This window comes from Streptomyces sp. AV19 (assembly GCF_015999245.1).
Lineage (GTDB): Bacteria > Actinomycetota > Actinomycetes > Streptomycetales > Streptomycetaceae > Streptomyces.
In genome coordinates this window covers 1,096,943-1,122,517 of sequence record NZ_JAEAMR010000007.1, presented here as the reverse complement: position 1 = coordinate 1,122,517, position 25,575 = coordinate 1,096,943, and the positions used below count along the sequence as shown (strand labels likewise).

25 protein-coding genes are annotated in these 25,575 nt (G+C 73.8%); 10 read left to right on the top strand and 15 right to left on the bottom strand.

Annotated features, from left to right (window positions below):
- Positions 1-149: 149 nt before the first annotated feature.
- The 4 genes from I5Q34_RS14765 to ilvA all read right to left on the bottom strand — a co-directional run bounded on the left by I5Q34_RS14765 (position 150) and on the right by ilvA (position 3,672).
- Positions 150-899 (bottom strand): ABC transporter permease, encoded by a 750-nt coding sequence (locus I5Q34_RS14765; RefSeq protein ID WP_234428970.1) that lies wholly within the window; start codon positions 897-899, stop codon positions 150-152.
- Positions 900-946: 47 nt separating this feature from the next.
- On the bottom strand, positions 947-1,150 hold the full coding sequence (locus tag I5Q34_RS14760) for an integral membrane transport protein (RefSeq protein ID WP_199892630.1): 204 nt from the start codon (positions 1,148-1,150) through the stop codon (positions 947-949).
- Positions 1,147-2,121: an ATP-binding cassette domain-containing protein gene (locus I5Q34_RS14755; protein WP_199892629.1), complete on the bottom strand. Its 975-nt coding sequence runs from the start codon at positions 2,119-2,121 to the stop codon at positions 1,147-1,149. Before I5Q34_RS14755 ends, I5Q34_RS14760 begins: the two co-directional genes overlap by 4 nt.
- A 165-nt stretch (positions 2,122-2,286) precedes the next feature.
- The gene (gene ilvA, locus I5Q34_RS14750; protein WP_374193014.1) at positions 2,287-3,672 is read right to left on the bottom strand and encodes a threonine ammonia-lyase; all 1,386 of its coding nucleotides are present in this window, start codon (positions 3,670-3,672) and stop codon (positions 2,287-2,289) included.
- 156 nt (positions 3,673-3,828) lie between these two features.
- Between ilvA and I5Q34_RS14745 the strand changes: the two genes are divergently transcribed.
- From I5Q34_RS14745 to I5Q34_RS14735, 3 genes are all read left to right on the top strand, one after another.
- A complete protein-coding gene (locus I5Q34_RS14745) occupies positions 3,829-4,329 on the top strand; it encodes a MarR family winged helix-turn-helix transcriptional regulator (protein WP_199892628.1) in 501 nt (166 codons plus the stop codon).
- Positions 4,330-4,500: 171 nt separating this feature from the next.
- A complete protein-coding gene (locus I5Q34_RS14740) occupies positions 4,501-4,938 on the top strand; it encodes a sigma factor-like helix-turn-helix DNA-binding protein (RefSeq protein WP_199892627.1) in 438 nt (145 codons plus the stop codon).
- A complete protein-coding gene (locus I5Q34_RS14735) occupies positions 4,935-5,186 on the top strand; it encodes a hypothetical protein (protein WP_199892626.1) in 252 nt (83 codons plus the stop codon). The genes I5Q34_RS14740 and I5Q34_RS14735 overlap by 4 nt, the downstream gene beginning before the upstream one ends.
- 12 nt (positions 5,187-5,198) lie before the next feature.
- Here I5Q34_RS14735 and I5Q34_RS14730 read toward each other — a convergent pair whose 3' ends face one another.
- Positions 5,199-6,344, bottom strand: coding sequence for a cystathionine gamma-synthase (locus I5Q34_RS14730; RefSeq protein ID WP_199892625.1), 1,146 nt, complete (start codon positions 6,342-6,344; stop codon positions 5,199-5,201).
- Positions 6,345-6,553: 209 nt separating this feature from the next.
- Here I5Q34_RS14730 and I5Q34_RS14725 point away from each other — a divergent pair, with 209 nt between their 5' ends.
- The 4 genes from I5Q34_RS14725 to msrA all read left to right on the top strand — a co-directional run bounded on the left by I5Q34_RS14725 (position 6,554) and on the right by msrA (position 11,277).
- Complete coding sequence (locus tag I5Q34_RS14725) at positions 6,554-7,645, top strand: hypothetical protein (RefSeq protein ID WP_199892624.1); 1,092 nt, start codon at positions 6,554-6,556, stop codon at positions 7,643-7,645.
- 136 nt (positions 7,646-7,781) lie between these two features.
- Positions 7,782-9,407: a M48 family metalloprotease gene (locus I5Q34_RS14720; RefSeq protein ID WP_199892623.1), complete on the top strand. Its 1,626-nt coding sequence runs from the start codon at positions 7,782-7,784 to the stop codon at positions 9,405-9,407.
- 75 nt (positions 9,408-9,482) lie between these two features.
- Positions 9,483-10,541, top strand: coding sequence for a hypothetical protein (locus I5Q34_RS14715; RefSeq protein ID WP_234428765.1), 1,059 nt, complete (start codon positions 9,483-9,485; stop codon positions 10,539-10,541).
- A gap of 88 nt (positions 10,542-10,629) precedes the next feature.
- The gene (msrA, locus tag I5Q34_RS14710) at positions 10,630-11,277 is read left to right on the top strand and encodes a peptide-methionine (S)-S-oxide reductase MsrA (RefSeq protein WP_199892622.1); all 648 of its coding nucleotides are present in this window, start codon (positions 10,630-10,632) and stop codon (positions 11,275-11,277) included.
- A 188-nt stretch (positions 11,278-11,465) separates the two neighbouring features.
- On the opposite strand, the gene I5Q34_RS14705 is transcribed toward msrA, so the two are convergent.
- Positions 11,466-11,894: a hypothetical protein gene (locus I5Q34_RS14705; RefSeq protein WP_199892621.1), complete on the bottom strand. Its 429-nt coding sequence runs from the start codon at positions 11,892-11,894 to the stop codon at positions 11,466-11,468.
- Between the two features lie 260 nt (positions 11,895-12,154).
- On the opposite strand from I5Q34_RS14705, the gene I5Q34_RS14700 reads away from it, so the two are divergent.
- Positions 12,155-12,577 (top strand): hypothetical protein, encoded by a 423-nt coding sequence (locus I5Q34_RS14700; protein ID WP_199892620.1) that lies wholly within the window; start codon positions 12,155-12,157, stop codon positions 12,575-12,577.
- Here the strand turns inward: I5Q34_RS14700 and I5Q34_RS14695 are convergent.
- The gene (locus tag I5Q34_RS14695) at positions 12,570-12,800 is read right to left on the bottom strand and encodes a DUF2180 family protein (RefSeq protein WP_199892619.1); all 231 of its coding nucleotides are present in this window, start codon (positions 12,798-12,800) and stop codon (positions 12,570-12,572) included. The two genes, I5Q34_RS14700 and I5Q34_RS14695, sit on opposite strands and share 8 nt — an antisense overlap.
- 15 nt (positions 12,801-12,815) lie before the next feature.
- A complete protein-coding gene (locus I5Q34_RS14690) occupies positions 12,816-13,763 on the bottom strand; it encodes a LysR family transcriptional regulator (protein ID WP_199892618.1) in 948 nt (315 codons plus the stop codon).
- 326 nt (positions 13,764-14,089) lie between these two features.
- Between I5Q34_RS14690 and I5Q34_RS14685 the strand changes: the two genes are divergently transcribed.
- Positions 14,090-15,421, top strand: a complete 1,332-nt coding sequence (locus I5Q34_RS14685; protein ID WP_199892617.1) for an MFS transporter — start codon at positions 14,090-14,092, stop codon at positions 15,419-15,421.
- 193 nt (positions 15,422-15,614) lie between these two features.
- Here I5Q34_RS14685 and I5Q34_RS14680 read toward each other — a convergent pair whose 3' ends face one another.
- Both I5Q34_RS14680 and I5Q34_RS14675 read right to left on the bottom strand, forming a co-directional pair.
- Complete coding sequence (locus tag I5Q34_RS14680; RefSeq protein WP_199892616.1) at positions 15,615-16,832, bottom strand: DUF2786 domain-containing protein; 1,218 nt, start codon at positions 16,830-16,832, stop codon at positions 15,615-15,617.
- Between the two features lie 189 nt (positions 16,833-17,021).
- Positions 17,022-18,308, bottom strand: coding sequence for an Ig-like domain-containing protein (locus I5Q34_RS14675; RefSeq protein WP_199892615.1), 1,287 nt, complete (start codon positions 18,306-18,308; stop codon positions 17,022-17,024).
- 443 nt (positions 18,309-18,751) lie between these two features.
- On the opposite strand from I5Q34_RS14675, the gene I5Q34_RS14670 reads away from it, so the two are divergent.
- A complete protein-coding gene (locus I5Q34_RS14670) occupies positions 18,752-19,039 on the top strand; it encodes a hypothetical protein (RefSeq protein ID WP_199892614.1) in 288 nt (95 codons plus the stop codon).
- Positions 19,040-19,056: 17 nt separating this feature from the next.
- Here I5Q34_RS14670 and hutH read toward each other — a convergent pair whose 3' ends face one another.
- The 5 genes from hutH to I5Q34_RS14645 all read right to left on the bottom strand — a co-directional run bounded on the left by hutH (position 19,057) and on the right by I5Q34_RS14645 (position 25,477).
- Positions 19,057-20,610 carry a histidine ammonia-lyase gene (gene hutH, locus I5Q34_RS14665; protein WP_199892613.1) on the bottom strand — a complete coding sequence of 518 codons (1,554 nt, stop codon included), beginning with the start codon at positions 20,608-20,610 and terminating at the stop codon, positions 19,057-19,059.
- Between the two features lie 552 nt (positions 20,611-21,162).
- Complete coding sequence (locus tag I5Q34_RS14660) at positions 21,163-22,257, bottom strand: GGDEF domain-containing protein (protein WP_199892964.1); 1,095 nt, start codon at positions 22,255-22,257, stop codon at positions 21,163-21,165.
- 152 nt (positions 22,258-22,409) lie between these two features.
- Entirely contained in the window at positions 22,410-23,273 is an 864-nt protein-coding gene (locus I5Q34_RS14655) for an enoyl-CoA hydratase/isomerase family protein (RefSeq protein ID WP_374193013.1), read from the bottom strand.
- Between the two features lie 121 nt (positions 23,274-23,394).
- Positions 23,395-24,504: an adenylate/guanylate cyclase domain-containing protein gene (locus I5Q34_RS14650; protein ID WP_277965541.1), complete on the bottom strand. Its 1,110-nt coding sequence runs from the start codon at positions 24,502-24,504 to the stop codon at positions 23,395-23,397.
- 88 nt (positions 24,505-24,592) lie between these two features.
- Entirely contained in the window at positions 24,593-25,477 is an 885-nt protein-coding gene (locus I5Q34_RS14645) for a biotin--[acetyl-CoA-carboxylase] ligase (RefSeq protein ID WP_199892611.1), read from the bottom strand.
- Positions 25,478-25,575 lie beyond the last annotated feature (98 nt).

The window sequence follows — 25,575 nt, the reverse complement described above, 5'->3', positions numbered from 1 at the left end:
CCCCGAAGCCGCCCGTACGGCCCCTGACCGCGTGACGGTCCGGGGCCGTACGGCGTTCGGCACCACCAAAACGGCCGTCCGGCACAACCAACACGGCCGGCCGCCACAACCGACACGGTCCGGTCGGCACAGCCACAACGGCCGACGGCTCAGCCGGTGGCCGAGCGGTACTTGCGCACCGACAGCCACCGGAACACCACGATGATCAGCGCCGACCAGATCAGCGACGCCCACACCGGGTGCTGCATCGGCCATGACGAGGGCACCGGATAGCCCGCCGGCAGATTCCCGAAGAGCTCGCGCGCGGCCTGCACCGTGGCACTGAACGGATTCCACTCGGCGATCACCCGCAGCACCGTCGGCATATTGCCGGCCGGCACGAACGCGTTCGAGATGAACGTCAGCGGGAAGAGCCAGATCAGCCCGCCGGAGGTGGCCGCCTCGGGCGTCCGCACCGACAGCCCGATCACCGCGCCGATCCACGAGAAGGCGTACCCGAGCAGGAGCAGCAGCGCGAAGCCCGCCAGCGCCTTCGGGACGCCGTCGTGGATCCGCCAGCCCACGATGACGGCGACCACCGCCAGCACCACCAGGGTCAGCGCGGTCTGCACCAGGTCGGCGAGGGTCCGGCCGGTGAGGACGGCGCCGCGCGCCATCGGCAGCGAGCGGAAGCGGTCGATCAGCCCCTTGTGCATGTCGTCCGCGATGCCCGCGCCCGCGCCGGCGGTGGCGAAGGTGACGGTCTGCGCGAAGATGCCGGCCATGAGGAACTCGCGGTAGACCGAGGACTTCGTGCTGCCGCCGATGGCGATCGAGCCGCCGAAGACATAGCTGAACAGCACCACGAACATGATCGGTTGGACGAGGCCAAAGACAACCACCTCGGGGATCCGCTGCATGCGAATCAGGTTCCGCTGGGCGATGACCAGGGCGTCACTGATGCCGCTCACGACGCCTGCTCCTTCCCGGCCGTGGCCCAGCGGGCATGCGAGGTGAAACCTAGCCGAGACGAGCGAACAGGATTCGGAATCCTGACCATCCGGATCAGATTGCGCTGGGCGACGACCAGGGAGTCCCGGACGGACTGGCCGACGGCCCCGCCCCGGCCGGCCACCGGGACGCGGTGCGGAGTCTCTCCCACGACGGTCATGGCACGGCCCCTTCCTGCTGCTCCTCCGCCTCGGCGGCGTGGCCGGTGAGCGAGATGAAGACGTCGTCCAGGGTCGGACGGCGCAGCCCGATGTCGTCGATGTCGATGGCGTGGGCGTCCAGTTCGCGGATGACCTCGGCGAGCAGCCGGGCGCCGCCCGCGACCGGCACGGTGATCCTGCGGGTGTGCTCCTCGACGGCCGAGTCGCCCTTCCCGAACCTCCGCAGCACCTCGTCGGCGGGGGCGATGTGCTCGCGCCGGTGCACGACGACCTCGACGCGCTCCCCGCCGGTCCGCGCCTTGAGTTCGTCGGAGGTGCCCCGGGCGATGACCCGGCCGTGGTCGACGACGGCGATGTCGTGGGCGAGGCGGTCGGCCTCCTCCAGGTACTGGGTGGTGAGCAGCAACGTCGTTCCGCCGGCGACCAGTTCCTCGATGACCTCCCACAACTGCTGGCGGTTGCGCGGGTCGAGGCCGGTGGTCGGCTCGTCCATGAACATCACGGGCGGGCTGACGACCAGCGCCGCCGCGAGGTCCAGCCGGCGGCGCATGCCGCCCGAGTACGTCTTGGCGGGCCGGTCGGCCGCGTCGGCGAGGTTGAAGCGGTCGAGCAGCTCCCCCGCCCGCTTCTTCGCCTCCCGCCCGCCGAGCTGGTAGAGCCGGCCGACCATGCGCAGGTTCTCACGCCCCGTCAAGTACTCGTCCACGGCGGCGAACTGGCCCGACACCCCGATGCTGTGCCGCACCGCGTCCGGCCGTTCGACGACGTCGAGGCCGGCCACCGAGGCCGTCCCCCGGTCGGGCCTGATGAGGGTGGTCAGCACGCGCACGGTGGTGGTCTTCCCCGCGCCGTTGGGGCCGAGCAGCCCCAGGACCGTCCCCTCCGGGACGTCGAGGTCGACGCCGTCCAGAGCTCTTACCTCGCCGAAGGTCTTGACCAGACCTTCGGCGTAAATCGCGGCGGCCGGCATGGAGGTTCTCCCCGTTCGGTGACGTAATACAGAATTTTACGTTCACCGACCGCATTCCGCTCTGTGAACGGAAATTCCGGATATTCCGCTCCGCTTGTGCCGGACGCGAGGAGGGGCCGCCCCGGTCGACCCGGGTCAACCCGGGTCAACCCGGGTCAACCCCCGTCAGGGCATCACCAGATACCCCGCCTCGCGCAGCGCCGCGCGCACGGCCGAGCAGTGCTCCTGCCCCTTCGTCTCCAGGTGCAGCTCGACCTCCGCCTCCGTGAGCCCGAGCCGCGGATCGGTGCGCACGTGGCTGACGTCCAGGACGTTGGCGTCCGCCGCCGACAGCACCTCCAGCAGCGCGGCCAGCGCCCCCGGCCGGTCGGTCAGCCGCAGCCGCAGCGACAGGTAGCGGCCCGCGGCCGCCATGCCGTGCCGCAGGACGCCCTGCATCAGCAGCGGATCCACGTTCCCGCCCGACAGCACCGCGACGACCGGCCCCTCGAACGAGGCGGGAGCCGCCAGCAGCGCCGCCACCGGCGTCGCCCCGGCCGGCTCCACCACCAGCTTCGCCCGCTCCAGGCAGAGCAGCAGCGCGGCCGCTATCTGGTCCTCGGAGACCGTGCGGACCTCGTCCACCAGCCGCTCGACGATCGCGAACGGCACGTCGCCCGGCCGCCCGACCTTGATCCCGTCCGCCATCGTGACCGGCGCCTCCAGCGTCACCGGGCTCCCGGCCTTCAGCGACGGCGGGTACGCGGCGGCACCCGCCGCCTGCACCCCCACGATCCGCACGTCCGGCCGCAGCGCCTTGACCGCCACCGCGATCCCGGCCGCCAGACCGCCGCCGCCGATGCCCACCACGATGGTGCGCACCTCCGGGCACTGCTCGAGGATCTCCAGCCCCACGGTGCCCTGCCCCGCGATGACGTCGGGGTGGTCGAAGGGGTGGATGAAGACCGCGCCCGTGCGCCGCGCGTACTCCTGCGCGGCGCGCAGCGACTCGTCCACCACCTGTCCGTGCAACCGCACTTCGGCTCCGTACTCCCGGGTGGCCGCCACCTTCGGCAGCGGCGCGCCCTCCGGCATGAAGACCGTGGACCGCACCCCCAGCAGGGAGGCGGCGAGCGCCACGCCCTGCGCGTGGTTGCCCGCGCTGGCGGCGACGACACCGGCCGCGCGCTCCCGCGCGGACAGCCCCGCGATGCGCACATAGGCGCCGCGGACCTTGAACGACCCGGTGCGCTGCAGGTTCTCGCACTTGAGGTGGACCGGGGCGCCGATCAGGGTGGACAGGTGGCGGCTGCCTTCCAGGACGGTGGTCCGCGAAACCCCCGAGAGCACCTTCTGCGCGTCGCGCACGGCGTCCAGCGTCACGGGCAGCGGGCTCCCGGCGGACGCGGAACCGGGCGCGGAACCGGACGGGAAACCGGACGCGGAAGCGGAACCGGACGCGGAACCCGGCGCGGTTCCGGAGACGGGGCCGGGCCCCGGGCCGTCCTGCGGGCGGGATGCGGAAGCGGGGGACGCCGCCGTGCCGTCCCCGTCACCAACTCGTGCAGCCATGCCGCCCAGTCTCGCAGGCCGGGGCCCCTCGCGGACCCCCCTGCCCCCACCGATCGACCGGTTTCCCGAGCAGCGGTACGCGCGCCCGCCGGGCCGCGTACTCTGTCCCCCATTCACGAGCAATTCCAGCCCGCCGCACGAAGTGAGTCCCCAGCCATGCCCACCCCTCCGGACATGACGACCGACCTCGCACCAGGTGTCCTCGACACTCTCCAGCACCAGGTTGCCGTCTTCGCCCGCCGCGCAGAACAGACCCGCCTCGGCGGCGTCGGACGGCTCCATCAGTCCATGGACCGCGCCGCCTACCTGCTGCTCAACCGCCTCGACCAGGAAGGCCCGATGGGCGTCAAGGCGCTCGCCGCGGGCATGGGCATCGACTCCTCGACAGTCACCCGCCAGGTCGCCCCGCTCGTCGACACCGGACTGGTCAAGCGCACCTCGCACCCCGAGGACGGCCGCGCGGTCGTCCTCCAGCTCTCGCCGCGCGGCAAGGCCCGCCTCGACGAGGTCCGCGCCTCGCGACGGCAGTTGATGGAGCTGTGCACCGAGGGCTGGACCGAGGAGGAGCGCGCGATGTTCTGCACCCTGCTCACCCGCTTCAACTCCGCGCTCTCCGACGTCCACAGCACGCTGCCGCAGGTGCCGCCGACCTCTTGACCCCGTCGGGCGCCCGCGCTTGTCATGGAGGTGTCCCCCGCCGGAACCGCCGGACACCATGAATCCGGACACCATGAATCCGGACATCGGCGAATCCGGCACCGGCGAACCGGACACCGGTGAATCCAGGGGGCGTCCGCCCTGTCGCCGAGGCACTCGGGGGTTCGTCGGATGCGAGAGGGGCGGGCGGCCCGGGCGGCGCGCCGCGACCGGGAGTTCGACGCCTTCGTCGCCGGCGCGGGCGGCCGGCTGCTGCGCACCGCGCAGCTGCTGACCTGCGACGCGGCCGCCGCCGAGCGGCTGCTCACCCTGGCCCTGGCGAGCACCTACGCCGCGTGGGACCGCCTCGGCGGCGACGACCCGTACGCCCTGGCCCGGCAGGAGCTCGTCGCCCGCTTCGCGCGCTTCTCCTGGCGGCACCGCCGCGCCCGCGGCGGCGTCCTGGACCGGCTGACCCCGCGCGAGCGCCTCGTCGTCGTCCTGCGGCTGCACGAGGGGGTCGCGGAGGAGCAGGCCGCGGCCGGTCTGGGGCTGCCGCCCGAGAGGGTCCGGGCGGTCTGCGCCCGCGCCGTCGCCGCGCTGCGCGAGCGGCCCCGGGACACCGGGTGAGCTCCTGCGAGCGCGACCGCGAGGCCGTTCGCCGGCTGCTCGTCTCCTGCCGTCCGGCGGTCCCGCCCGGGCTGGCCGCGCGGGCCGCCGGGCGCGGCCGCCGGCTGCTGCGCGCCCGGCGTGCGCTGCGCGCGCTGGGGTGGACGCTGCTGGCGGCGGCGGCCGTCGCGTTCTGCGTCTGGGCCGCGCTCACCGAGCCGTGGGCGGTGCACCCCGCGGACACCGCCCCGCCCTTGGAGGACTGGTGAAACCCCTCCTGGTTAACCGAGCGCCTGCTTGATGTCCGCCAGCAGGTCGTCGGCCGACTCGATGCCCACCGACAGCCGCACGAGGTCCGCCGGGACCTCCAGCTGGGAACCGGCCGTGGACGCGTGCGTCATCCGGCCCGGGTGCTCGATGAGCGACTCGACACCGCCCAGCGACTCGCCGAGGGTGAACAGCCGCGCGCGGTTGCAGACCTCGACCGCCGCCTCCTCGCCGCCCTCGACGCGGAAGGAGATCATGCCGCCGAAGGCCCGCATCTGCTTGGCCGCGACCTCGTGGAGCCGGTGCTCCGGCAGGCCCGGGTAGAAGACCTCGGTCACCTTGGGGTGCGCGACCAGCAGCTCCGCGATGCGCGCGGCGTTGGAGCTGTGCCGGTCCATGCGGACGGCGAGCGTCTTGATGCCGCGCAGCGTCAGCCAGGAGTCGAAGGGGCCGGCGACGGCGCCCATCGCGTTCTGGTGGAAGGCGAGTTCCTCGGCGAGGCCGGCGTCGGAGGTGACGAGCGCGCCGCCCACCACGTCGGAGTGGCCGCCCATGTACTTCGTGGTCGAGTGGACGACGACGTCGGCACCGAGCGCCAGCGGCTGCTGGAGGTAGGGGCTGGCGAAGGTGTTGTCCACCACCAGCTTCGCCCCGCCCTCGTGCGCGACCTGGGCGACGGCGGCGATGTCCGTGATGCCGAGCAGCGGGTTGGAGGGGGTCTCGACCCAGACGACCTTGGTGTTCGGCCGGAGTTCGGCGCGGACAGCGGCCGGGTCGGAGGAGTCGGCGACGGACCACTCCACGCCCCAGCGGCTGACGACCTTGGCGAACAGCCGGAACGTTCCGCCGTAGGCGTCGTTCGGGATGACGACGTGGTCGCCGGGGGAGAGCAGGGTGCGCAGCAGGCAGTCCTCGGCAGCCAGGCCGGAGGCGAAGGCGAGGCCGCGGGCGCCGCCCTCCAGTGCCGCCAGGTTCTCCTCGAGCGCGGTGCGGGTGGGGTTGGCGCTGCGGCTGTACTCGTAACCGCCGCGCAGGCCGCCGACGCCGTCCTGCTTGTAGGTGGACACTTGGTAGATGGGCGGTACCACGGCCCCGGTCAGCGGGTCCGGCTCCTGCCCGGCGTGAATGGCGAGGGTTTCGAAGGCATGCTGGTCGCTCATTGACCCGAGAGTAGTACCAGCATTACCGGAATGCCGCTGTTCACTTGTAACCGGCACATGAACGATCGTCCGGCGTGTGCGACGACCTGCGGGAACGCCCCGCGGCGGCGCCCACGAGGAACGTTCGGCACCCTTCCCTCGTCCTTACTACGTCACTTCCTCACTTCCGCGCCTCCTCTCAACGGGACAGCCTCGAACCGGGACAGCTCATGGAGTTTCTGGCGATCCTGCTCGCCCTCGTCATCATCTGCGGCATCGTCGTCGTGCCCGCGATGCGCCGCCGGCGCGCGGAGCAGGACGCGCTCCGGGGCGCGGGCGCGGCCGTGGAACCGGCGCAGGGCCACGGCTTCGTCCCCGCCGAGCGGCTGGACGTCCGCCTGCCCGGCCCCGACCCGGAGCTGCTCGCCGCCGTCGAGGAGGCCCGCCGCACCCAGGACTGGAAGCCGGCCGCCGAGCTGCTCTCCCGCACCCCCGCCGGCACCGCCGCCGAGCTGCGCTGGCAGCGGGTGCAGACGCTGGCCGGGGCGGCGGCGCAGGAGCTCGCCGAGGCGCCCGGCACGGGCGGCATGTGGCTGCGCCACTGGCGGGTGGTGGCGCCCAAGGACGCGGGCGGGGCGGCCGTCCAGGCCGAGTTCCTCGTCCAGCAGGCGCTGCGCGACCCGTCCTCGCAGGACTACCGCATGATCCTGGAGGAGGCCCGCACGGTCTGCGCCGAGGCCGCCCTCCTCGCCCCCGGCGACCCGGTCCCGTACATCGTCGAACTGGGCGTGGCCCGGGGTCTGGGCGTCTCCGAAGCGGAATTCCAGTCCGTCTGGGAAACCGTGGTCTCCCGCGCACCGCAGCACATGGGGGCGCACTTGGCGGCCCTGCGCTACTGGAGCGCCAAGTGGCACGGCTCCCAGGAGCAGGCGGACGCCTTCGCCCGGCGCGCGGCCGGCGGCGCCCCCCGGGGCAGCCTGCTGCCCGCGCTCCCCCTGTTCGCCGTGCACGACCATCTGCCCGACGTCATCCTGGTCCGCGGCCTCTTCGACGGCATCGTCGTCCGCGAGGCCGTCGAAGCCGCCCTCTACGCCGTGGCCCACGCCCCCGCCGACCACCCCGTCCTGCCGCACGTCCGCCACCTGCTGGCCTGGTTCCTGGTCAACGGCGAGCAGTACGGCCCGGCGCTGGAGCAGTTCCGCGCGGTGGACGGCCACATCGGGGCGATCCCGTGGACGTACGAGCAGAACCCGGTCGCGGCGTACGTGGCGTACCGCGCGCGGGCGGTGGCGGGCTTCGAGGCGGGACGGCACTCCGCGTAGCGCCCCCGCCGTCCGGCGCCGCACCGGCCCGGCGCCGGACGGACCGCCAGGCGAAATCCCGTCGAACAGCACCGGAATCAGACATATGATCCCGTTGCTCTGTCCACTGATCCTTGAGTTGGGGGGATTTCGCCCATTGGGCACCTCTCTGCGCCTCCTACGGGCGTTCGCCCTGTTGGCCGGTTTCCATCTGCTCGCCCTGGCCGTGCCCGGCGCGCTCCTCGGCGCCGGCCTCGCCGCCTGGGCCTGGACGCCGGCCGCCGTCGCCGTCACGGTGACCGTCCTGTCCGTCCTGCTCGGCGTCCCCGTCGTCCGGGGCACCCTCGCGCTCGGCGGAACAGGCCGCGCCGACGTCGCCGGACTGCCCGTCACCGATGCCGAGCAGCCCGAACTGTGGCGAACCGTCCGCTCATTGGCCGAGCACGTCGGCACCCGGGCGCCCGACGTCATCCTCCTCACCGGGGACGCGAACGCGGGCGTCCGCGAGGACGCCCGCCTGCTCGGCCTGCTGCCCGGCCCGCGCCGCCTCTACGTCGGCGTACCGCTGCTGACCGGGCTCACCGAGCCGCAGCTGCACGCCGTGCTCGCCCACGAGCTCGCCCACTACGGCAATGCCGACACCCGGCTCGCCGGAATCACCCACCGCGGTCGCGACAGCGTGCTGCGGACCGTGGAGGCCTTCCGGGAGCAGGAGCGGAAGCGGGTCGACAAGGAGCGGTCCCGGCAGGAGAAGGCCGCCGCCAAGGCGATCGCCGAGGGCCGCGAGGCCGAGGAGGTGAGCACCGGCCGTGCCGGGCTCACCCATCGCCTGACGGCCAAGCCCTTCCTCGCGTACGCCCGCGTCTGTCTGCGTGCCACCCACGGCGCCGACCGTGCGCAGGAGCTCGCCGCCGACCGGACGGCGGCGCGGATCGCCGGACGGGACGCCACGGCCTCGGCGCTCCGCGAGACCGCCGCCCTCGACGCGGCCCACGACTTCTACATGAGCCGCTACGCGACGATGGGCGTCCCGGCGGGCCTCCTGCCGCCGCACGGCGAGGTCTTCGGCGGCCTGCGCCGGCTGCTCGCCGCCCCCGGGCGCCAGGAGGACCTGGCGGAGCTGCGCGGCGAACCGCCGGCCGGGGAGACCTCCCCGTACGACACCCACCCGTCGCCGGCCGACCGGATCCGCCTGATCGAGGCGCTGCCCGACGACGGCCGCGCGGCGGCCCCGGCACGGCCCGCGCTCGCGCTGCTGCGCGACGCCGACCGCGTCCTGAGGGAGCTGGAGAGCGCCGTCCTCACGCCCGAGGCCCAGGCCCTGGAGCGGGCGGACTGGCCGGAGCTGACGCACCGGACCATGCACGCGCTCGCCCTGGAGGAGGCGCGTCCGCTCCGGGCCGCGCTGGCGGCGGCACCACGGGCCGGGACTCCGGGCGCCACGGCGGACCTGACGGCGTTCCTCGACGCCGTGGACGCCGGCCTGCTGTGGCAGATCGCCGACCGCCTGCCCAAGTCACCGGAGGCCGCCCGGGCCACGGGCCGCGCCGCCCGGGAGTTCCTGCGCCCCCGGCTGCACTCCGGGCTGTACAGCCTGACCGAACTGGCCCTGGCCGAGACGGCGGGAGCCCGCTGGACACTGTCCTGGTCGGAGCCCGCACGGCTCCTGCTGCCGACGGGCGCCGGCACCGACGAGGCGGTGGCGGCGGCGGTACGGCCGGCCGTCGGCGACGTACCCGACACGGCACCGCTGCGCGAGCTGCTGCGCACCTCGACTGTTTGATTTCTCCCCTTTTTACTGCCCCTTTTTTACTGCCCCTCGATTTTTTACCGCCTCTCGATCGGATCACTTCCCCCCATGCTGCTGGCCATCATCGTCTTCGCCGTGTCCCTCTTCCTCTGGATCAGGAGGAGACGGCGCGCGGTCGCGCCGTCCGCCGCCCGGCTGGCCGCCGCCGGCTGGCTGCCGCCGGAGCGGCAGCACACGGGGCGGTCCTTCGCGGACCCCGAGGCCGACGCCATAGAGGGGGCCCTCGCCCGGGGCGACTGGCAGCCCGCCGCGCGGGCGCTCGACGCCACGGGCACCGACTGGGAGCGGCGCTCCGCGCTGGTCGGGATCATCGCCCATGCCGCGGCCGAGGACGACGCCTGGCTCCGGGCCTGGGAGGCCGCACGCCCCGACGACCCGGGCGCGGCGGTCGTCAAGGCGGAGGCGAAGGTGATCGTGGCATGGAACGTCCGGGGCACGGCCTGGGCCCAGAACACCACGGCCGAGCAGTTCACGGGCTTCCACCGGATGCTGCACGAGGCCCGCGAGGACTTCGACCGTGCCGCCGCCCTGGCCGCGCCGGACGACCCCACCCCGTACGCCTCCCGGATCCCGCTGGAGAAGGGCACGGGCGCGTCGCACGAGCGGATGCGGGAGCTGTGGGCCGAGGTCACCGCCCGTGCCCCGTACCTCTTCGACGCCCACGCGAGCGCGCTCCTGTACTGGTACCCGAGGTGGCACGGCTCCGAGGAGCTGGTCCGCGAGTTCGCGTGGGGCACGGCGCGCACGGCCCCGCCCGGCAACCTGATGACCATGCTCCCGCTGATGCACTGGCACGACCACCTCGACGAGGACCCCCCTGAGGTCGCCTTCCGCTCGGTGGACCTCACCGCCATGGTCGACGCCGCCCTGATCGACGTGGCGGCGTGCCGGCCGGACCACCCGCGGCTGGCCGAGGCGCGTCACCTGCTGGCGTACATCCTGACGAAGCAGGAGCGGTACGCGGAGGCCGTCGAGCAGTTCCGGCTGGTGGACGGGTACGTGGCGGCCGTGCCGTGGACCCACTACCCCACCAAGGAGGCGGTGGCCTTCTGCCTCTACCGTGACGCGGCCATCGTGGGCTCCGGCGCCCTGCGGGACCGCCGCTGACCGGCCGCACCGGCCGGGTCCGGAATCCCCGGCCCCGCCCGTACGTTCTCATCGAAGAACCGCTGAAGCCGAGGAGAGCGAGAACCGGATGTTCCCGAACCGCCTGCCCACCCCCGAGCAGGCCCTCAGGGGCCGCCCGGAGCCGGAGTTCCCCCTCCAGGAGCGCCACACGGTCCTGGGCACGCCGCTGGCCGCCCCGTACCCCGGGGGCCTGGCGGTGGCCGACTTCGCGCTGGGCTGCTTCTGGGGCGCCGAGCGCAAGTTCTGGCAGGCGGAGGGCGTGTGGACGACCCTGGTCGGCTACCAGGGCGGCCACACCCCGTACCCCACCTACGACGAGGTCTGCAGCGGCCTGACGGGCCACACGGAAGTGGTCCGCGTCGTCCACGACCCGTCCCTCGTCTCCTACTCGACCCTCCTCAAGCTCTTCTGGGAGTCCCACGACCCCACCCAGGGCTTCCGCCAGGGCAACGACCGCGGCACGCAATACCGTTCGGCGATCTACACGCACACCCCCGAGCAACAAACGGCGGCCGTATCCTCCCGCGACGCCTACCAGTCCGTCCTCCGCGCCTCGGGCTACGGCGACATCACGACGGAGATCCGCCCGGCGGGGCCGTTCTACTGGGCCGAGGAATATCACCAGCAGTACTTGGAGAAGAACCCGGCGGGGTACTGCGGGATCGGGGGGACGGGGGTTTCCTGCCCGGTGGGGGTCGCGCCGGCGGAGGGCTGAAGCCCAGGTGACGCCCGGCAGGCGGCTGCTCGGCGCCTTCGCCCCGAAGTCGGCGGGCCGGGGCGCCAGTTGCCGAACGGCTCATCGGCGATGCCCCCGCCGAGGCCGAAGCCGCCTTTCCGGGCGAAGCCCGGTGTTACCGAAGGCGCCACGGACCCCCTGCTCGATGCGGTACGGACCGGCCGGCCCTAGTCCTTCCCCGTTCCGAATACGTCCCTGCCGCAGTAGCCGTGTGCGGTACCGAGGACCCGGGAAGCCTGCTTCCCGGTGAGCTCCAGTTCCTGCTTGGTCTTTTTGACCTGGTCGACGAAGGCCTGCCCGCGGGTGACGCAGAGCGCGTTGCCGTGGGTGACGAGCACGTCGTCGCCGATGCGGTCCAGATCCGGGTAGTTCTTCCGGATCGTCCTGAGGTAGAGCTTGGCCGACAGCCCTGTCAGGCCGCGCACTTCCTCGGGGGTCGCCGACGGGCTCCCGGCCGGGGAAGCCGAGGCGGAAGCGGACGCGGACGCCGATGCCGCCGAGGCGGTCGGGCCACTGTCCTCGGACGGGCCGCACGCCGAGGCGCCGAAAGCGGCGGCCGCAAGACAGACGGCGAGCAGGGGCAGACGCTTGTGCATGAATCTCCTGGTATGCGAGCGAACCAAGAGATTCTCACCCATGCCCGGCGATCTCCACGAATGCGTTTCTCGCGGACAAGCGGGACCTCGCCCTCGCGGCCCTCGACCGCCACCGGGAGCTACCCGCGCGGCAATGGCTCGCCGATGCCATCCGGCGATCGGGCAGGAGGCCGGCTGCCAGGGGCAGGACGCCTCGCTCCACCGCCCGGACCGACGATCGGCCGACCCCGGGGGCGTGCCTCCCCTCCCACCCTGGCCCTATGAACAAGGACTACCTGACCGAGCTCAGGGACATGGCCATAGCCACCGGATGCCCGAGACCCGAGTGCGAGCACTACGAGGTCACGGTCGCCAACGAAACGATGCACTCCCTGGTGCTCACGTCCAGGGACGTGATCGGCTCCTTCGAGCGGGCGCCGGGCAAGGGGCACGTGCTGCGTCCCGGGGAGTCCGACACGTTCCGGGTCGACTCGGTCCACTTTCCGTGGGAGTCCGGGGCGGCCACACTGCGGTACCAGATGGCCGGTACGCCCGTGGGGTTCACGGCGATGGGTGGGCCGCTGGGGGCTCAGGGGGCCAGTGCCACGGTGGAGGGGTGGGGCTGCGAGTACTACGCGTGTGCCATCGACGGGATGCAGGGGCGGACCCTCGTCAGGCTGATGGAGGTGTACGCCCTCAGCTGACCGGGGCGACCGGGCCGACCGGGGCGAAGGCGGCGTGGCACGTGGCGCACCACAGCCGGCGGGCCCGGACGGGGCCGTGGGAGACGCCCACGCCGTTCGGGCGGTGGAGTTCCGGGCGGGTGACGCGCAGATGGGCGGGGCAGAGGCCGGAGTTGCAGCCGTGGCAGACGGCGACGGCGGGGGTGCCGGCTCCGTCGGCGGTGTGGCAGTCGTAGCAGTTCATGGTTCGTTTTCTCCTTCAATGTTCCTGTGCGGGACGGGGGTTGGGCGCGCAGCCGATCCGGCGGCACGCGGCGGCGAAACGTAACGCCACGTCCTCGTCCAGGCCGTCGCGCCAAGCCACGGCGATCTCCGTGCGCGGCGCCGGCGTCCCCAGCGCGCGGACGCCGACATCCGCGCCGCGGCTCAGCCACTCGGCCACACCGCGGTCCACGTACGCCACTCCGGCACCGGAGGCCACCGCCGCGGCCACGTTCACGTCGTCGGGTTCCTCCCGCAGGAGCCGCGGGGAGCGCCCGTCCCGCCGGGCGGCCTCCACGATCCTGTCGTGGAGGCCGGGCGCGAGCGGGCGCGGCCACATGACGAGCGGCAGGTCCGTCCCGGCCGGGGCGGCGCTCCCCGGGCGGAGTTGGACGAGTTCCGCCTCGCCGACCACGGCCATCCGCAGGCCGTCCGCCTCGTGGGCCTCAAGGGGCGGCCTGACGAACGCGAGGTCGACCCGCCCCGTACGGACCAGCTCCACATTCCGCGCCGACCAGCCGGACTCCACCGAGACCGGCACGCCGTCGCGCGCCCGGAACTCCGCGACCATCTCCCTCTGCCGCAGGGCATGCCCCGAGCCGCTGAACGCGACCCGGACCGGGCGCACATGGCGCGCGGCCGCGTCCCTGATCCGGCCCTTGATCGAGTACGTACGCTCCAGGAGCCCCGGCGCCTCCTCCCGCAGCGCCCCGCCCTGAGGGGTCAGCGACAACCGGCGGCTGTCGCGGCGCAGCAGTTCGACCCCCAACTCCTGCTCCAGCACCTTCATTTGATGCGAGAGCGTGGGCTGGCTGACCCCGCAGCGCCGGGCCGCCCGTCCCAGGTGAAGCTCGTCGGCCACCACCACGAAGTACTCCAGGCGGCGCAGCAGGCCGGAAAGGACGACCGGCGAGGACCCGTCGTCGCAGCGCGCATGCTCGATCACTCACCCTCCCACCTCGGCAGCACAAACATGACAAAGATGCCCCAAGCGTGACTTTTCTCAGGTGCCACGAGCGTAGCACCCACCCTGGACAGGGTTGCAACTTAGACAGAGTCCAAGCAAGCCTCCGGGTGCGGTGACGCACACCACGTCGGACGCGGGAGGGCATCCGACCTGCCCTCTTAGCGATCAACTAGTGATCGATAGAGGGGCTTTATTGGACGCCCGGGGCCGACCGTGCAACCGTCGCTGCCCCCGGACGCGACCGGTCGCCACCCGGCCAACCACTCCCCCGACAGGGCGACTTCGCCCCCTCGGAAGGACGATCCGTGATCCCACGTCCCGCTCCCGAAACGACACCCCCCGAAACGAAGCCCCTCACCCGAGCCACCCCCCGCCACCTCCTCCCCTACGCCCTCGCGGTCCTGCTGGTCGGGATCAACATGCGGCCCGCCATCGTCGCGGTCTCCCCGCTGCTGGACGAGATCCGGCACGCCACCGGCCTGTCCAACGGCGGCGCCGGGGCACTGTCCACCCTGCCGCTGATCTGCTTCGGCGTCTTCGCCCCGCTCGCGCCCCGGCTGGCCCGCCGCTGGGGGATGGAGCGCACACTGGTCGCGGTGCTGGCCGTGCTGCTCTGCGGCACCGCGGTACGTCTCGTCCCGGCGCCGCTCCCGCTGTTCGCCGGGTCGTTCCTGGCCGGCACCGCCGTGGCGGTCGCCAACGTCGTCATCACCGCGCTGATCAAACGGGACTTCGCCCACCGCGTCGGGCTCATGTCCGGCCTGCACACCACCATGCTGGTCGGCGGCGGCGCGGTCGCGGCCGCCACGACCGTCCCGCTGCGCGACGCGCTGTCGCTGTCGTGGGCCGGCGGCCTCGCCCTCTGGAGCGTCCCGGCGATGGTGGCGCTGGCGGTGTGGGCACCGCGGCTCCGGCGCCGACGGGAGCGGCCGGCGGTCCCCGCGCGGGCAGGCGGCTCGATGTGGCGCAGCGGCCTGGCCTGGGCGGTCGCCCTGTTCTACGCGTTCCAGTCCTTGCTGTACTACACGGCGACCACGTGGCTGCCGTCGTTCGCCGTCGACCACGGCAGCTCGGAGAGCGGCGCCGGTGTCCTGCTGGCGGTCTGCATGGGATCCGCCGTGATCACCTCGCTGCTGGTGCCGATATGGGCCCAACGCTCGCGCCGGCAGAGCCACTTGGCCCTGGCGGGCACCGCGCTGTGCGTGGCGGCCTTCGCCGGCATGCTCTCGGCGCCGGCCGGGACGCCGGCCGTGCTGTGGGCCGTCCTGCTGGGCCTCGGCCTGGGGGCCGTGCTCTCCCTGGGCATCGCCTATATGTCGTTGTGCGCCCGCACCGCGCACGAGGCGGGGCTGCTGTCCGCGATGTCCCAGTGCGTGGGCTACCTGCTGGCCGCCGCGGGCCCCGTCGCCTTCGGCGCCGCCCGCGACCTCACCGGCACCTGGACCGCGGGGCTGATCGCGCTGGTGGTCCTGGCGGTGCCGATGGGAATCACGGGGGCGCTGGCCGGACGCGGCGGCCGGGTGCCGGATGCCACCGCCGAGGAACGGGCCGGGGGCGGCGCGGCGGCGGGGCCCGCCCGGATCGGCGCGGCGCCATCTCCCCGCCCTGCGCGTCGAGTTCGTCCGCCGAGGCGGTGACGAGGAACGCCGCAACGGGCTCCACGACCGGCTGAAGGACGACCGCGTAGCCGTGGACCACACCCTCCGCCCCGGCCTTCGCCGATACGGCGACGGTGTCGAACAGGGCGGTACCCAGCGCCCCCACCTGGCGGATCGCGCCGGCGAGGGCGCAGGCCACACCCGCGTCCCGGCCGTTCAACGCCCTTAGGCCCTACCGCAACCGCGCCTCGTCCGCCGCCTCCCGCCCCCGGGCCCAGCCCTCCGCGTCGCGGCCCCGCAGCCGGTGGGAGGTGATGGCGGGGAAGAGGCGCTCGGTGGTCTCGCCGACGGCGAGCTCGCGGGCGGCGAGGACGGGGAGGACTTCCGAGGGGGCCTGGCGGGCCGTCGTGTCGCGGGCCGTGGTGGACAGGCGGTCGCCGATGCGGGACGCGTAGGCGATGAGGAAGGACTCGCGGAAGTCGCGGGTGCGGCGCGAGCGGCGGCCCTGATGGTGGGCGTCGGCCGCGCGGCGCATGGCGGTGTCGGCCTGGACGAGGAGCGAGGTGTACATGAGCTCGACGAGCTCCAGGTCCGCGTCGAAGCCGACGACCGTCGAGAAGGCGGACTCCGCCGACCACACCGCCCGGCAGTGGTTGGCCTCGGCGACCGCGCCGAGCAGCAGCGCCTTCGCGGACTCGTAGGGCCCTTCGACGCCGAGCCGGCAGGCCCTCGGGCCGTCGGCGGAGGCGTCCTGGTCCGGGAGCAGGGCCGCGTCGATGGAGTGCCGCGCCATCAGCTCCTGCGCCTTGGCGGAGAACGCCTCGGCCTCCTCGGGGAAGTCCGTGGACTCCGCCTTGGCGAGCAGCGCCCGGATCCGGCCGAGGGCCTTCGGCGGGGCGGAGACGGGCAGGACGGCGGGGCGTCCGGAGCGGGACGGCGCGGGGCCCACCGGCTCGACGCGCGGCAGGACCGCGACCAGCCGCAGCGCCGTCAGGGCCACCGCGACGGCCTCGAAGCGGCCGATCCGCTCGCGCCGCGCGAAGCCGTCGAGGAACGCGCCGTCGCCGCCCCACCACACCGTCGCGGACAGGGCGTCGAGCTGTCCGGCCCAGCGGGCGCCGAAGGCACCGGCCGGGTACCGGCGGGCCTCCGCCGCGACGGCGTCGACGACGAAGCGGGCGGCGGCGGGCGCCGCGTCCCGCCGGGCGAGCCGGACGGCGTCCGCGGGCTGCCAGCCGCGCTCCCAGGCGGCGCGCACCTCCGCCTCGGCGGCGCGCAGCAGCGCGCGGCCGAGGGCCTCCGGCCCCTCGGGCGAGGCCGCGAGCGCGGAGGCCGAGGCGTCGGCCGCGTCCTCGGCGTCCGCCGCGGACAGCGCGCGCAGCCCCCGCACGGCCGCCTCGACGGCCTCGCGGAGCTCGGCCTCGGCGGGCGGTTCCTTGCGCTTGCCCATGGATGCGCTTCCTTGCTTCCTTGCTTCTTACGACGCTGCTTATGACGCCACTCATGCGCCACTCATGCGCCGCCCATGACGCCACTCATGACGCTTCTTACGACGCGAAAAGCCGGGCGGCGGCCGCGGTGCTCGGCGGCCGCCGCCCGGCGGGACGAACGGGGATCAGGAGATCAGGGAATCAGAGGATCAGGCGCCGGTGGCGCTGCCCTTGACCCACTGCTGCCAGTCCATGTTCCAGCCGTTGAGGCCGTTGTCCGGGTCGATCGTCCGGTCGTCGGAGTTCTTCACGACGACGACGTCGCCGATCTGGGAGTTGTTGAAGAACCAGGCGCCCGGCGTGTTCGGGTCGTTGGCGCCTTTCTCGTCCTTGAGGCCCACGCAGCCGTGGCTGGTGTTCTCGTTGCCGAAGACGCCGCCGCCCCAGTAGCTGCCGTGGATGAACGTGCCCGAGGTGGACAGGCGCATGGCGTGCGGGACGTCCGGGATGTCGTACTCGCCCTTGCCGTCGCTCTTGGTGAAGCCGACGGTCGAGCCGTCCATCCGGGTCTCCTTGAACTTCTCGGAGATCACCATCCGGCCGTTGTACGTCGGGTTGGCCGGGGCGCCGGCCGAGATCGGGATGGTCTTGACGACCTTGCCGTCCCGGACGACGGTCATCTGGTGGGTCTTGGCGTCGACCGTGGAGACCTGGGAGTGGCCGATCCGGAACTTGACCGTCTTGTTCTGGATGCCCTTGATGCCCGGGGCGGCCTCGACCTTGTCGAGGCTCATCTTCAGGGTGACCTCGGAGTTCGCCTTCCAGTAGTCCTGGGGGCGGAAGTCCAGGCGCTGGTCGTTGAACCAGTGGCCGACGACCTTCTGCCCGCTGCTGGAGGTGACCTCCAGGTGGGACTGGACGGCCTTGCGGTCCTTGACCGGCTTGTCGAAGTTGATCGACACCGGCATGCCCACGCCGACGGTCGAGCCGTCCTCGGGGGTGAAGGAGCCGATGAAGCTGTTGCTGGGCGAGACGGTGGAGAAGGACGAGTTCGCCACGGCCTTGCGGCCCTCGCTGTCCTTGGCCTCGGCGACGATCTGGTACTTGGTCGAGCGCTCGAGGTTCTTCTTCGGCTGCCAGGACTTCTTGTCCGCCGAGAGCTCGCCCTCGACCGGGCCGGGCTTGCCGGTCTTCTCGTCGGTGAACGTCATCTTGACGCTGACGAGCTCACCGTCCTTGACGGTGACCTTGGCCTGGTCCGCGGCGACGCCGACGTTGGCCTTGCCGGTCTCCGTAGCGATCTTGATCTGCGCCTTGGAGGCTTCCTGGGCGGCCGCGGCGTCGACCTTGCTCTGCTTGTCCTTGCCGGACGCGCCCTTGCCGTCGTCGCCGTCTCCGCCGCCGCAGGCGGCGAGGGTGAGCACACCACCGAGCACGGCGGCCGCGGCCACCAGGCCCTTGCGGCGCTTGCCGTCCTTCATCACACGCATCTCCATCGCTCTGGACCCCGACATCCCGGAACCGGGCCGCGGAGGCGCCTCCGCCCCTCGGCTCCCCCGCCACCGTCCGGGGCGCCCCACAGGTGCCCGGCCGTCCCGGTCATGCACTAGGGAACGCCCGACCCGAATCGCCCGTTCCACCAACGGGAAAAGTGTGGGGAAGACCACGCCGGTAAAGACCCCAGTAAAGACCCTAGAGGCGCTCCCGCCCAAGCCGGGGTCCGCTCCGGGCCCGCGGACCCCGTACGGGTTCCGGTCGGCCCGCGGCTTCCCCATCACCCGTACGGGTCACTACCATCTGTTCGGTCGGGGTCCGTTGACGGTCCGTCGGAAGCGTCCACCGGGAGCGCCGGGATCCGCGACACCGCTCCACGAGCGGTGGTCAACTCCGTTGCCCCCGCCCGCCCCGAAGTTCCCGAGCTCCGCCGAGGGGATGCGCCGTGACCGCACGCCGCCCGCTGCTGACCGCCGTCGCCGCCGGAGCGCTGCTGTGCGCGGGATGGCTGGTGCCGACCGCGAACGCGACCCCCTCCCCGGAGCACCCCTCGCCGCCCTCCCGGCACGCGGTGCCGGAGAAGGCACGGGACGCCTCGGCCGGCACCCGCCTCGCGGACACCGGCAGCGTGGACACCACGCCGTATGTCTTCGGCGGCGTCGGTTTCCTCGCGGCGGGCGGCGCGCTGGTGACCGTCGCCGTGCGCCGGTCGCGCACGGCGCACAACGCCTGACGGCCGCGGCCGGAGCCTCAGCCCAGCGGGCCGGTCTCCCCCTCGGCGGCCTCGATCAGCTTCCCGGAGCGGACGAACGCCTCGGCGACCGCCAGGTCGGGGGCGAGGAACCGGTCCTCCCCCGGACCCTCCACGCCCGCCTCGCGCACCGCGCGCAGCACCGCGGCGGTGGCCGGGGACGGCGTCAGGCCGGTGCGCAGCTCGACGGCGCGCGTCGCGGCGACCAGTTCCACGGCGACGACGCGGGCCAGCGCGTCCAGCGCCGTGCGCAGCTTGCGCGCCGCCGACCAGCCCATGGAGACATGGTCCTCCTGCATGGCGGAGGACGGGATCGAGTCCACGGAGGCGGGCACGGCCAGCCGCTTCATCTCGCTGACCAGGGCGGCCTGCGTGTACTGGGCGATCATCAGGCCGGAGTCGACGCCCGGGTCGCCCGCGAGGAACGGCGGCAGGCCGTGCGAACGGTGCTTGTCGAGCAGCCGGTCGGTGCGGCGCTCGGCGATCGAGGCGAGGTCGGCGGCGGCGATCGCGAGGAAGTCGAGGACGTACGCGACGGGCGCGCCGTGGAAGTTGCCGTTGGACTCGACGCGGCCGTCGGGCAGGACGACCGGGTTGTCCACGGCGGCGGCCAGCTCGCGGTCCGCGACCAGGCGGGCGTGCGCGAGGGTGTCGCGCCCGGCGCCCGCGACCTGCGGCGCGCAGCGGATCGAGTACGCGTCCTGGACGCGCGGCGCCTCGTCCTGATGGTGGCCGGTGAGGCCCGAACCGGCCAGGACGGCCAGCATGTTGGCGGCGCTCGTCCCCTGGCCGGGGTGCGGGCGGATGGTGTGCAGCTCGGGCGCGAGAACCTTCTCGGAGCCGAGCAGCGCCTCCAGGGAGAGCGCGGCGGTGATGTCGGCGGAGGTGATCAGGCGGGCGAGGTCGGCGCAGGCCATGACGAGCATGCCGAGCATGCCGTCGGTGCCGTTGAGCAGCGCGAGCCCCTCCTTCTCGCGGAGCTCGACGGGCCCGATGCGGTGCGCGGCGAGCAGCTCGGCGGCGGGGCGGACGATACCGTCCGGGCCCTCCGCCTCGCCCTCGCCCATGAGCGTGAGCGCGCAGTGCGAGAGCGGCGCGAGGTCGCCGGAGCAGCCGAGGGAGCCGTACTCGTGGACGACGGGGGTGATCCCGGCGTTGAGCAGGGCGGCCATCGTCTCGACGACGACCGGGCGGACGCCGGTGCGGCCCGAGGCGAGGGTCTTCAGGCGCAGGAACATCAGGGCGCGGACGACCTCCCGCTCCACGCGGGGGCCCATGCCGGCGGCGTGCGAGCGGACGATGTTGCGCTGGAGCTGGGCGCGCAGGTCGGGGCTGATGTGGCGGACGGCGAGGGCGCCGAAGCCGGTGGAGACGCCGTAGACGGGATCCGGCTTGGCGGCCAGGTCCTCGATGATCCGACGGGAGGCGGCCACGGCGGCGAGGGTCTCGTCGGGCACGACGACGCGGGCGCCGTGGCGTGCCACGGCGATTACGTCGTCCGCGGTCGTTCCGGACGTGCCCACCACCACTTCGCCCTGCATCTGCATATCCATATTCAGGCACCCTAGAGACTGAATCGTCGCGTGTCACTAGGTGAGGCTGCCCAGGTGTTCAGTGCAACGCCGCGGTGGGGGGAGTTGTGCCCCGGTCCCGCCCTTTCACCGTTTCTCACGCGCTCCGCGCGGGGCAACGCGGCTCCGCCGCGTTCGTCCTCAAGCGCCGGACGGGCTGGGTTCTGCGCGCCAATCCAGCCCGTCCGGCGCTTGAGGACTCCGCCCGAAGGGCGGACGGGGTCCGGGGGGTCTCCCCGGGAAACGGTGAAAGGGCGGGACCGGGGCACCAGCCGTCCGGCGCTTGAGGACAGCGCCCGAAGGGCGCTTCGGGGTCCGGGGCGAAGCCCCCCGATGGGCCCAGGGGCGCAGCCGCGGCAGGGGTCCAGGCGGCGAAGCTCCGGCAGGGGGTGCAGGGGGCGAAGCCCCCGGCGGGGTACGGGGGCGGAGCCCCGCTCGGGGTGCAGGGGGCGAAGCCCCCGCCACCGCGCGGAGCGCGGTCCGGGGTCCGGGGGCCCGCCCCGGGGAAACGGTGAAAGGGCGGGGCGGGGAAACCTACCCCCGCCGCCCGCGGAAGCGGCGCCGCTCCGCCGCCGGCGGCCGCGGCGGCCGATCGGCAAGGCGGACCACCGGGTCCGCGAGCCCCCCGTCCCGCCCCGCGACCACCGGCTTGCGCGACCCCGCCGCCTTCGCCCGGTACTGCGCCGCGTCCGCGAGCCGGAAGAGCCGCCGGGCGGTCCGCACCTCCCCGATCGGATCCCCCGTGGACGCGATGCCGCACGCGACCCCCTCGCCCAGCTCCAACCTCCCCGCCGCCAGGCAGAGTTCCTCGGCCGCGCGCACCACCTCGTCCGCCGGCGGACCGACGCTCAGCAGGCAGAACTCGTCCCCGCCCAGCCGCGCCGCCAGCGCCCCCGGCAGCCGGGCGCCGCACAGCGACAGCAGCGACCCGAAACGTTCCAGCAGCCGGTCGCCCTGCGCGTGCCCGAGCGTGTCGTTGACGTGCTTGAGCCCGTTGAGGTCGCACACCACAAGGCTGACGACCACGCCCTCCGCCAGGTGCCGTTCCACGGCCTCGTCCAGCCGGGCGTCGACGGCACGCCGGTTGCCGAGCCCGGTCAGGGGATCGGTGTAGGCGAGCCTGCGGACCTCCTCCAGCCGTTCCGTCTGCACGATCCCCGCCGCCGTCACAGCCGCCAGCACGGTCGCGAAGTCCGCGTCCTTGCGGTCGAAGACCGGCGCGCCCTCCGGCCGCGCCACGTACAGCTCGCCCCAGGCCCGCCCGTGCAGCACGATCGGCGCGATCACACAGCTGCCGCGGCGGTGGCGCCGGAGGGCGGCGACACGGTGGGCCGTGTAGGCCGCGCACTCGTCGGGGCCGTCCGCCCGCTCCACCCAGGCGTGCGGGCGCCCGCCCACCCACTCCTCGTGCAGGAACTCGGCGATCTCCGGGAAGTTGTGCACCGGATACGACTCGTCGGCCGGCAGCCGCTCCTCGTCCCCGTCCAGCTCCCCCGCGTTGACGAGCACGCGCAGCCGGCCGCGCTCGCGCTCCCACACCGAGACCGCGGCGAAACTGCCGCGCAGGGCGCGCAGCGCCCCCTCCGCCGCGGCCGTCGCGCCACCCAGCCGGTCCGGCTCGGCCGCCATCGCCTGGGCCAGCGCCACCACCGCGGCCAGGCGGTCGTCGTGCTCCCCGTGGTCCACCACCCGAGCCTCACATTCCCCGCCGTGCGCGGCGGCCCTCGCACCTCCAGCGTAGGAACGTCGCGCGCATTCCGCTGGCCGAGCCGGACGAGCTGTCAGAGGCCGGGCCAGTCGGGCGTGCGCTTCTCGTTGAACGCGGCCACGCCCTCGGCGCGGTCGGCGGAGAAGGCGACCGAGCGCCAGGCGGCGTCCTCGACCTCCAGCCCGGCCCGCAGGTCCAGGCCGTGGCCCAGCCGCAGGGCCCGCTTGGCGGCGCGCAGCCCGACGGGCGAGTGGGCGGCGATCCGGGCGGCCAGGGCGAGCGCCTCCTCCCGGTCGCGGCCCGCGGGCACGACCCGGTCGACCAGCCCCAACTCCCGCGCCTCGGCGGCCTCCACGCGCCGGGCGCCGAAGATCAGCTCGGCGGCGCGGGCGGCGCCGACGCGGCGCGGCAGCAGCTGGGTGCCGCCACCGCCGGGGATCACGCCGACGGACACCTCGGGCAGGCCCACGACGGCGGTCTCGTCCGCCACGATCAGGTCGCAGGAGAGCGCGAGCTCGTAGCCCCCGCCGAGGGCGAAGCCGTGCACGGCGGCGATCGCGGGCACGGGCAGTTCCAGGACGCCGGTGTAGGCGGCGCGGGCGTGCGGGCGCTGGCGCGCGAGGTCGGCGTCGGAGAAGGAGTTGCGCTCCTTGAGGTCGGCGCCGACACAGAAGGCCCGCTCGTGGGTGGAGGTCAGGACGACGGCGCGGACGGCGGTGTCGGCGGCGAGCGCGGCGGTCGCCTCGGCGATGGCGCGGCCCATGGCCGTGGAGACGGCGTTCATGGCCTTCGGCCGGTCGAGGACGAGTTCGGCGACGTGGCCGTTCTCGTGCGTGCGGACGACGACGTACTCGCCGTGGCGCTGCTCATGCTGCGACTGCTGCTCGCTCACGATCGGTTCATCCTCTCGGCGCTGCGCTGCGGATGAACCGATCATGCACGGGGACGCGGCGCTTAGCCATACCCGGGTGCGGGGCACCCCAGTCCCGCATTTCAGCCTGTCCGGCGCCTGAGGACACCCGCTGCTGCGGAAACGGTGAGGCGGGCCGGGGGCAACCTCACCCCCGCCGCGTCAGCAGCCACGGCTCCACCACACCCAACCCCCGCACCGGCCGCTGCCACATCGGCTGCAGCGCAAACCGGTACGTGCCTTCGTCCCCCGCCCCGGCACCCGCCCCGACCTCCGCCTCCGATTTCGGCGCGTCCCCGTTCCGCGCCAATTCCTCCGCGAGCGCGCTGTCGACCAGCAGCGCGTCCTTCGGCGCTATCGACGTCAGCCGGCTCGCGAGGTTGACCGTCGTGCCGAAGACGTCGCCCATCCGCGTCGTCACCGTCCCGAACGCGATGCCGACGCGCAGCTCCGGCATGGTCTCGTCGTGCCCGAGGGTCTCGATCAGCCGCAGGCCGATCTCGGCGGCGGTCCCGGCGTCATCAGCGGCGTAAAGGACCTCGTCGCCGAGGGTCTTGATGAGGCGGCCGCCGTGCGCGGCGACCAGATCCGCCGCCGTGGTCTCGAACGCCTCGACCAGCTCGCCGAGTTCCTCCTCCTCCAGCCGCCGCGTGAGCCGCGTGAAGCCCACCAGGTCGGCGAAGCCGACGGCCAGGCGCCGGTCGACCATCTCCGCGTCGTCCTGGGCCTGGACGACGCGGCCCGTCGCGGCGGCGAGCTGGCGGCGCCAGACGTAGACGAGGAACTCCTCCAGCTCGGGCAGGAGCAGCTCGACCAGCGGATAGGTGATCTCCGCCCGGGTCAGGCCCGGTTCCTGAGGCTCGGTCAGGCCCTCCAGGAAGGAGTCGATCTGCCAGTCGGCGAGCCGGGCCGTGGTCTGCCCGGTGGAGCGCGCCACCTGCACGGCCATGGGCTCGCTCAGCAGCCCCGCCTCCACCAGGCCCGCCAGCCGCCGCAGCGCGAGGACGTCCGCCTCGGTGAGCGCCTTGGCCTGGCCGATGTCGGCGAAGCCCATGGCGCGCCAGAACCGGGCGGCCAGGTCCATGGAGACGCCCGCCGCGCGGGCGGCCTGGAAGGGGGTGTACCGCCGCTCCGCGCCGAGGATCAGCGCCTCCAGACGGAGTGCGAGGGGGTCTCCCTCCTCGTCACCCGCGTCGAATTCCTCCGGGACCTTCTCCGGTTCAACGGGACGGAGAGCCTCCCCGTCCTCGGCGGTCACCGCCCGCCCCCTGTCCGATCCGTGCGCACTGCCCTGCCGATCGCTCGCCCGCTTTCCGGGCACAACGATACGGCAGGTGTGCCCTAGCTCACTCTCCCGACGACGCCGACGCCTCCGCCGACCCGGACGAAGCGGGACGGAGGTGGACGATGTCCCCGGCCCCCACCGGCTCCTGCACCCCGTCCCCGGTCGCGAGCACCAGCCGTCCGTCCCCGTCCACGGCCACCGCCTCGCCGACCAGCGCGCGGTCGCCGGGCAGTTCGGCCCGTACGGTCCGGCCGAGGGTGGCGCAGCCGGCCGCGTACGCCTCCCGCAGGCGGCAGGGCCCGGGGTCGCCGCCGGCCTCGCGCCAGCCCAGGTACCAGTCCTCCAGCGAGCGGAGCACGGCGCGCAGCAGCGGGTCGCGGTCGAGCACCGCGGCGCCCGCGAGCGCGAGGGAGCCGGCGGTGGGGACGGGCAGTTCACCGGCGCGCAGCGAGACGTTGAGGCCGATGCCCACGACGACCGAGTCGCCGGCGCGTTCGGCGAGGATGCCGCCGGCCTTGCGCTCCTGTCCGTCCACGGTGACCAGCAGGTCGTTGGGCCACTTCAGGGCGGTGTCCACGCCGGCGGCGCGGGAGAGCGCGCTCGCGGTGGCGACACCGGCGAGCAGCGGCAGCCAGCCCCAGCGGGAGACGGGCACGTCCGGCCCCGGGGTGAGCCGGACGGAGAAGAAGAGCCCGGAGCGGGCCGGGGCGGACCAGGTGCGGTCCAGCCGTCCACGCCCGGCCGACTGCTCCTCGGCGACGAGCACGGCGCCCTCGGGTCCCCCGGCCGCGGCGAGGTCGGTGTTGGTGGAGCCGGTGCGCTCGACCACGTCCAGGGAGGTCCACAGGCCGCCGGGCCGCAGCAGCGCGCGGCGCAGTCCGTTGGCGTTGAGCGGGGGCCGGTCGAGGTCGGACCAGCGGCCGCGCCGGTCGGGGGGAGGCGTCATGACAGCCACCCTAGAAGGGGTGCGGGTGTGGCCAACGACGCACTGCCGGAACGCATCGGCGCCGATACGCTACGACCCGGTAGCCCAGGAATCCCAGG

Coding starts and splice junctions, on each gene's coding strand:
- I5Q34_RS14765 (WP_234428970.1), bottom strand. CDS start 899: ATGCAGCGGATCCCCGAGGTGGTTGTCTTTGGCCTCGTCCAACCGATC.
- I5Q34_RS14760 (WP_199892630.1), bottom strand. CDS start 1,150: ATGACCGTCGTGGGAGAGACTCCGCACCGCGTCCCGGTGGCCGGCCGG.
- I5Q34_RS14755 (WP_199892629.1), bottom strand. CDS start 2,121: ATGCCGGCCGCCGCGATTTACGCCGAAGGTCTGGTCAAGACCTTCGGC.
- ilvA (WP_374193014.1), bottom strand. CDS start 3,672: ATGGCTGCACGAGTTGGTGACGGGGACGGCACGGCGGCGTCCCCCGCT.
- I5Q34_RS14745 (WP_199892628.1), top strand. CDS start 3,829: ATGCCCACCCCTCCGGACATGACGACCGACCTCGCACCAGGTGTCCTC.
- I5Q34_RS14740 (WP_199892627.1), top strand. CDS start 4,501: ATGCGAGAGGGGCGGGCGGCCCGGGCGGCGCGCCGCGACCGGGAGTTC.
- I5Q34_RS14730 (WP_199892625.1), bottom strand. CDS start 6,344: ATGAGCGACCAGCATGCCTTCGAAACCCTCGCCATTCACGCCGGGCAG.
- I5Q34_RS14725 (WP_199892624.1), top strand. CDS start 6,554: ATGGAGTTTCTGGCGATCCTGCTCGCCCTCGTCATCATCTGCGGCATC.
- I5Q34_RS14715 (WP_234428765.1), top strand. CDS start 9,483: ATGCTGCTGGCCATCATCGTCTTCGCCGTGTCCCTCTTCCTCTGGATC.
- msrA (WP_199892622.1), top strand. CDS start 10,630: ATGTTCCCGAACCGCCTGCCCACCCCCGAGCAGGCCCTCAGGGGCCGC.
- I5Q34_RS14705 (WP_199892621.1), bottom strand. CDS start 11,894: ATGCACAAGCGTCTGCCCCTGCTCGCCGTCTGTCTTGCGGCCGCCGCT.
- I5Q34_RS14700 (WP_199892620.1), top strand. CDS start 12,155: ATGAACAAGGACTACCTGACCGAGCTCAGGGACATGGCCATAGCCACC.
- I5Q34_RS14695 (WP_199892619.1), bottom strand. CDS start 12,800: ATGAACTGCTACGACTGCCACACCGCCGACGGAGCCGGCACCCCCGCC.
- I5Q34_RS14680 (WP_199892616.1), bottom strand. CDS start 16,832: ATGGGCAAGCGCAAGGAACCGCCCGCCGAGGCCGAGCTCCGCGAGGCC.
- I5Q34_RS14675 (WP_199892615.1), bottom strand. CDS start 18,308: ATGGAGATGCGTGTGATGAAGGACGGCAAGCGCCGCAAGGGCCTGGTG.
- hutH (WP_199892613.1), bottom strand. CDS start 20,610: ATGGATATGCAGATGCAGGGCGAAGTGGTGGTGGGCACGTCCGGAACG.
- I5Q34_RS14660 (WP_199892964.1), bottom strand. CDS start 22,257: ATGGCGGCCGAGCCGGACCGGCTGGGTGGCGCGACGGCCGCGGCGGAG.
- I5Q34_RS14655 (WP_374193013.1), bottom strand. CDS start 23,273: ATGATCGGTTCATCCGCAGCGCAGCGCCGAGAGGATGAACCGATCGTG.
- I5Q34_RS14645 (WP_199892611.1), bottom strand. CDS start 25,477: ATGACGCCTCCCCCCGACCGGCGCGGCCGCTGGTCCGACCTCGACCGG.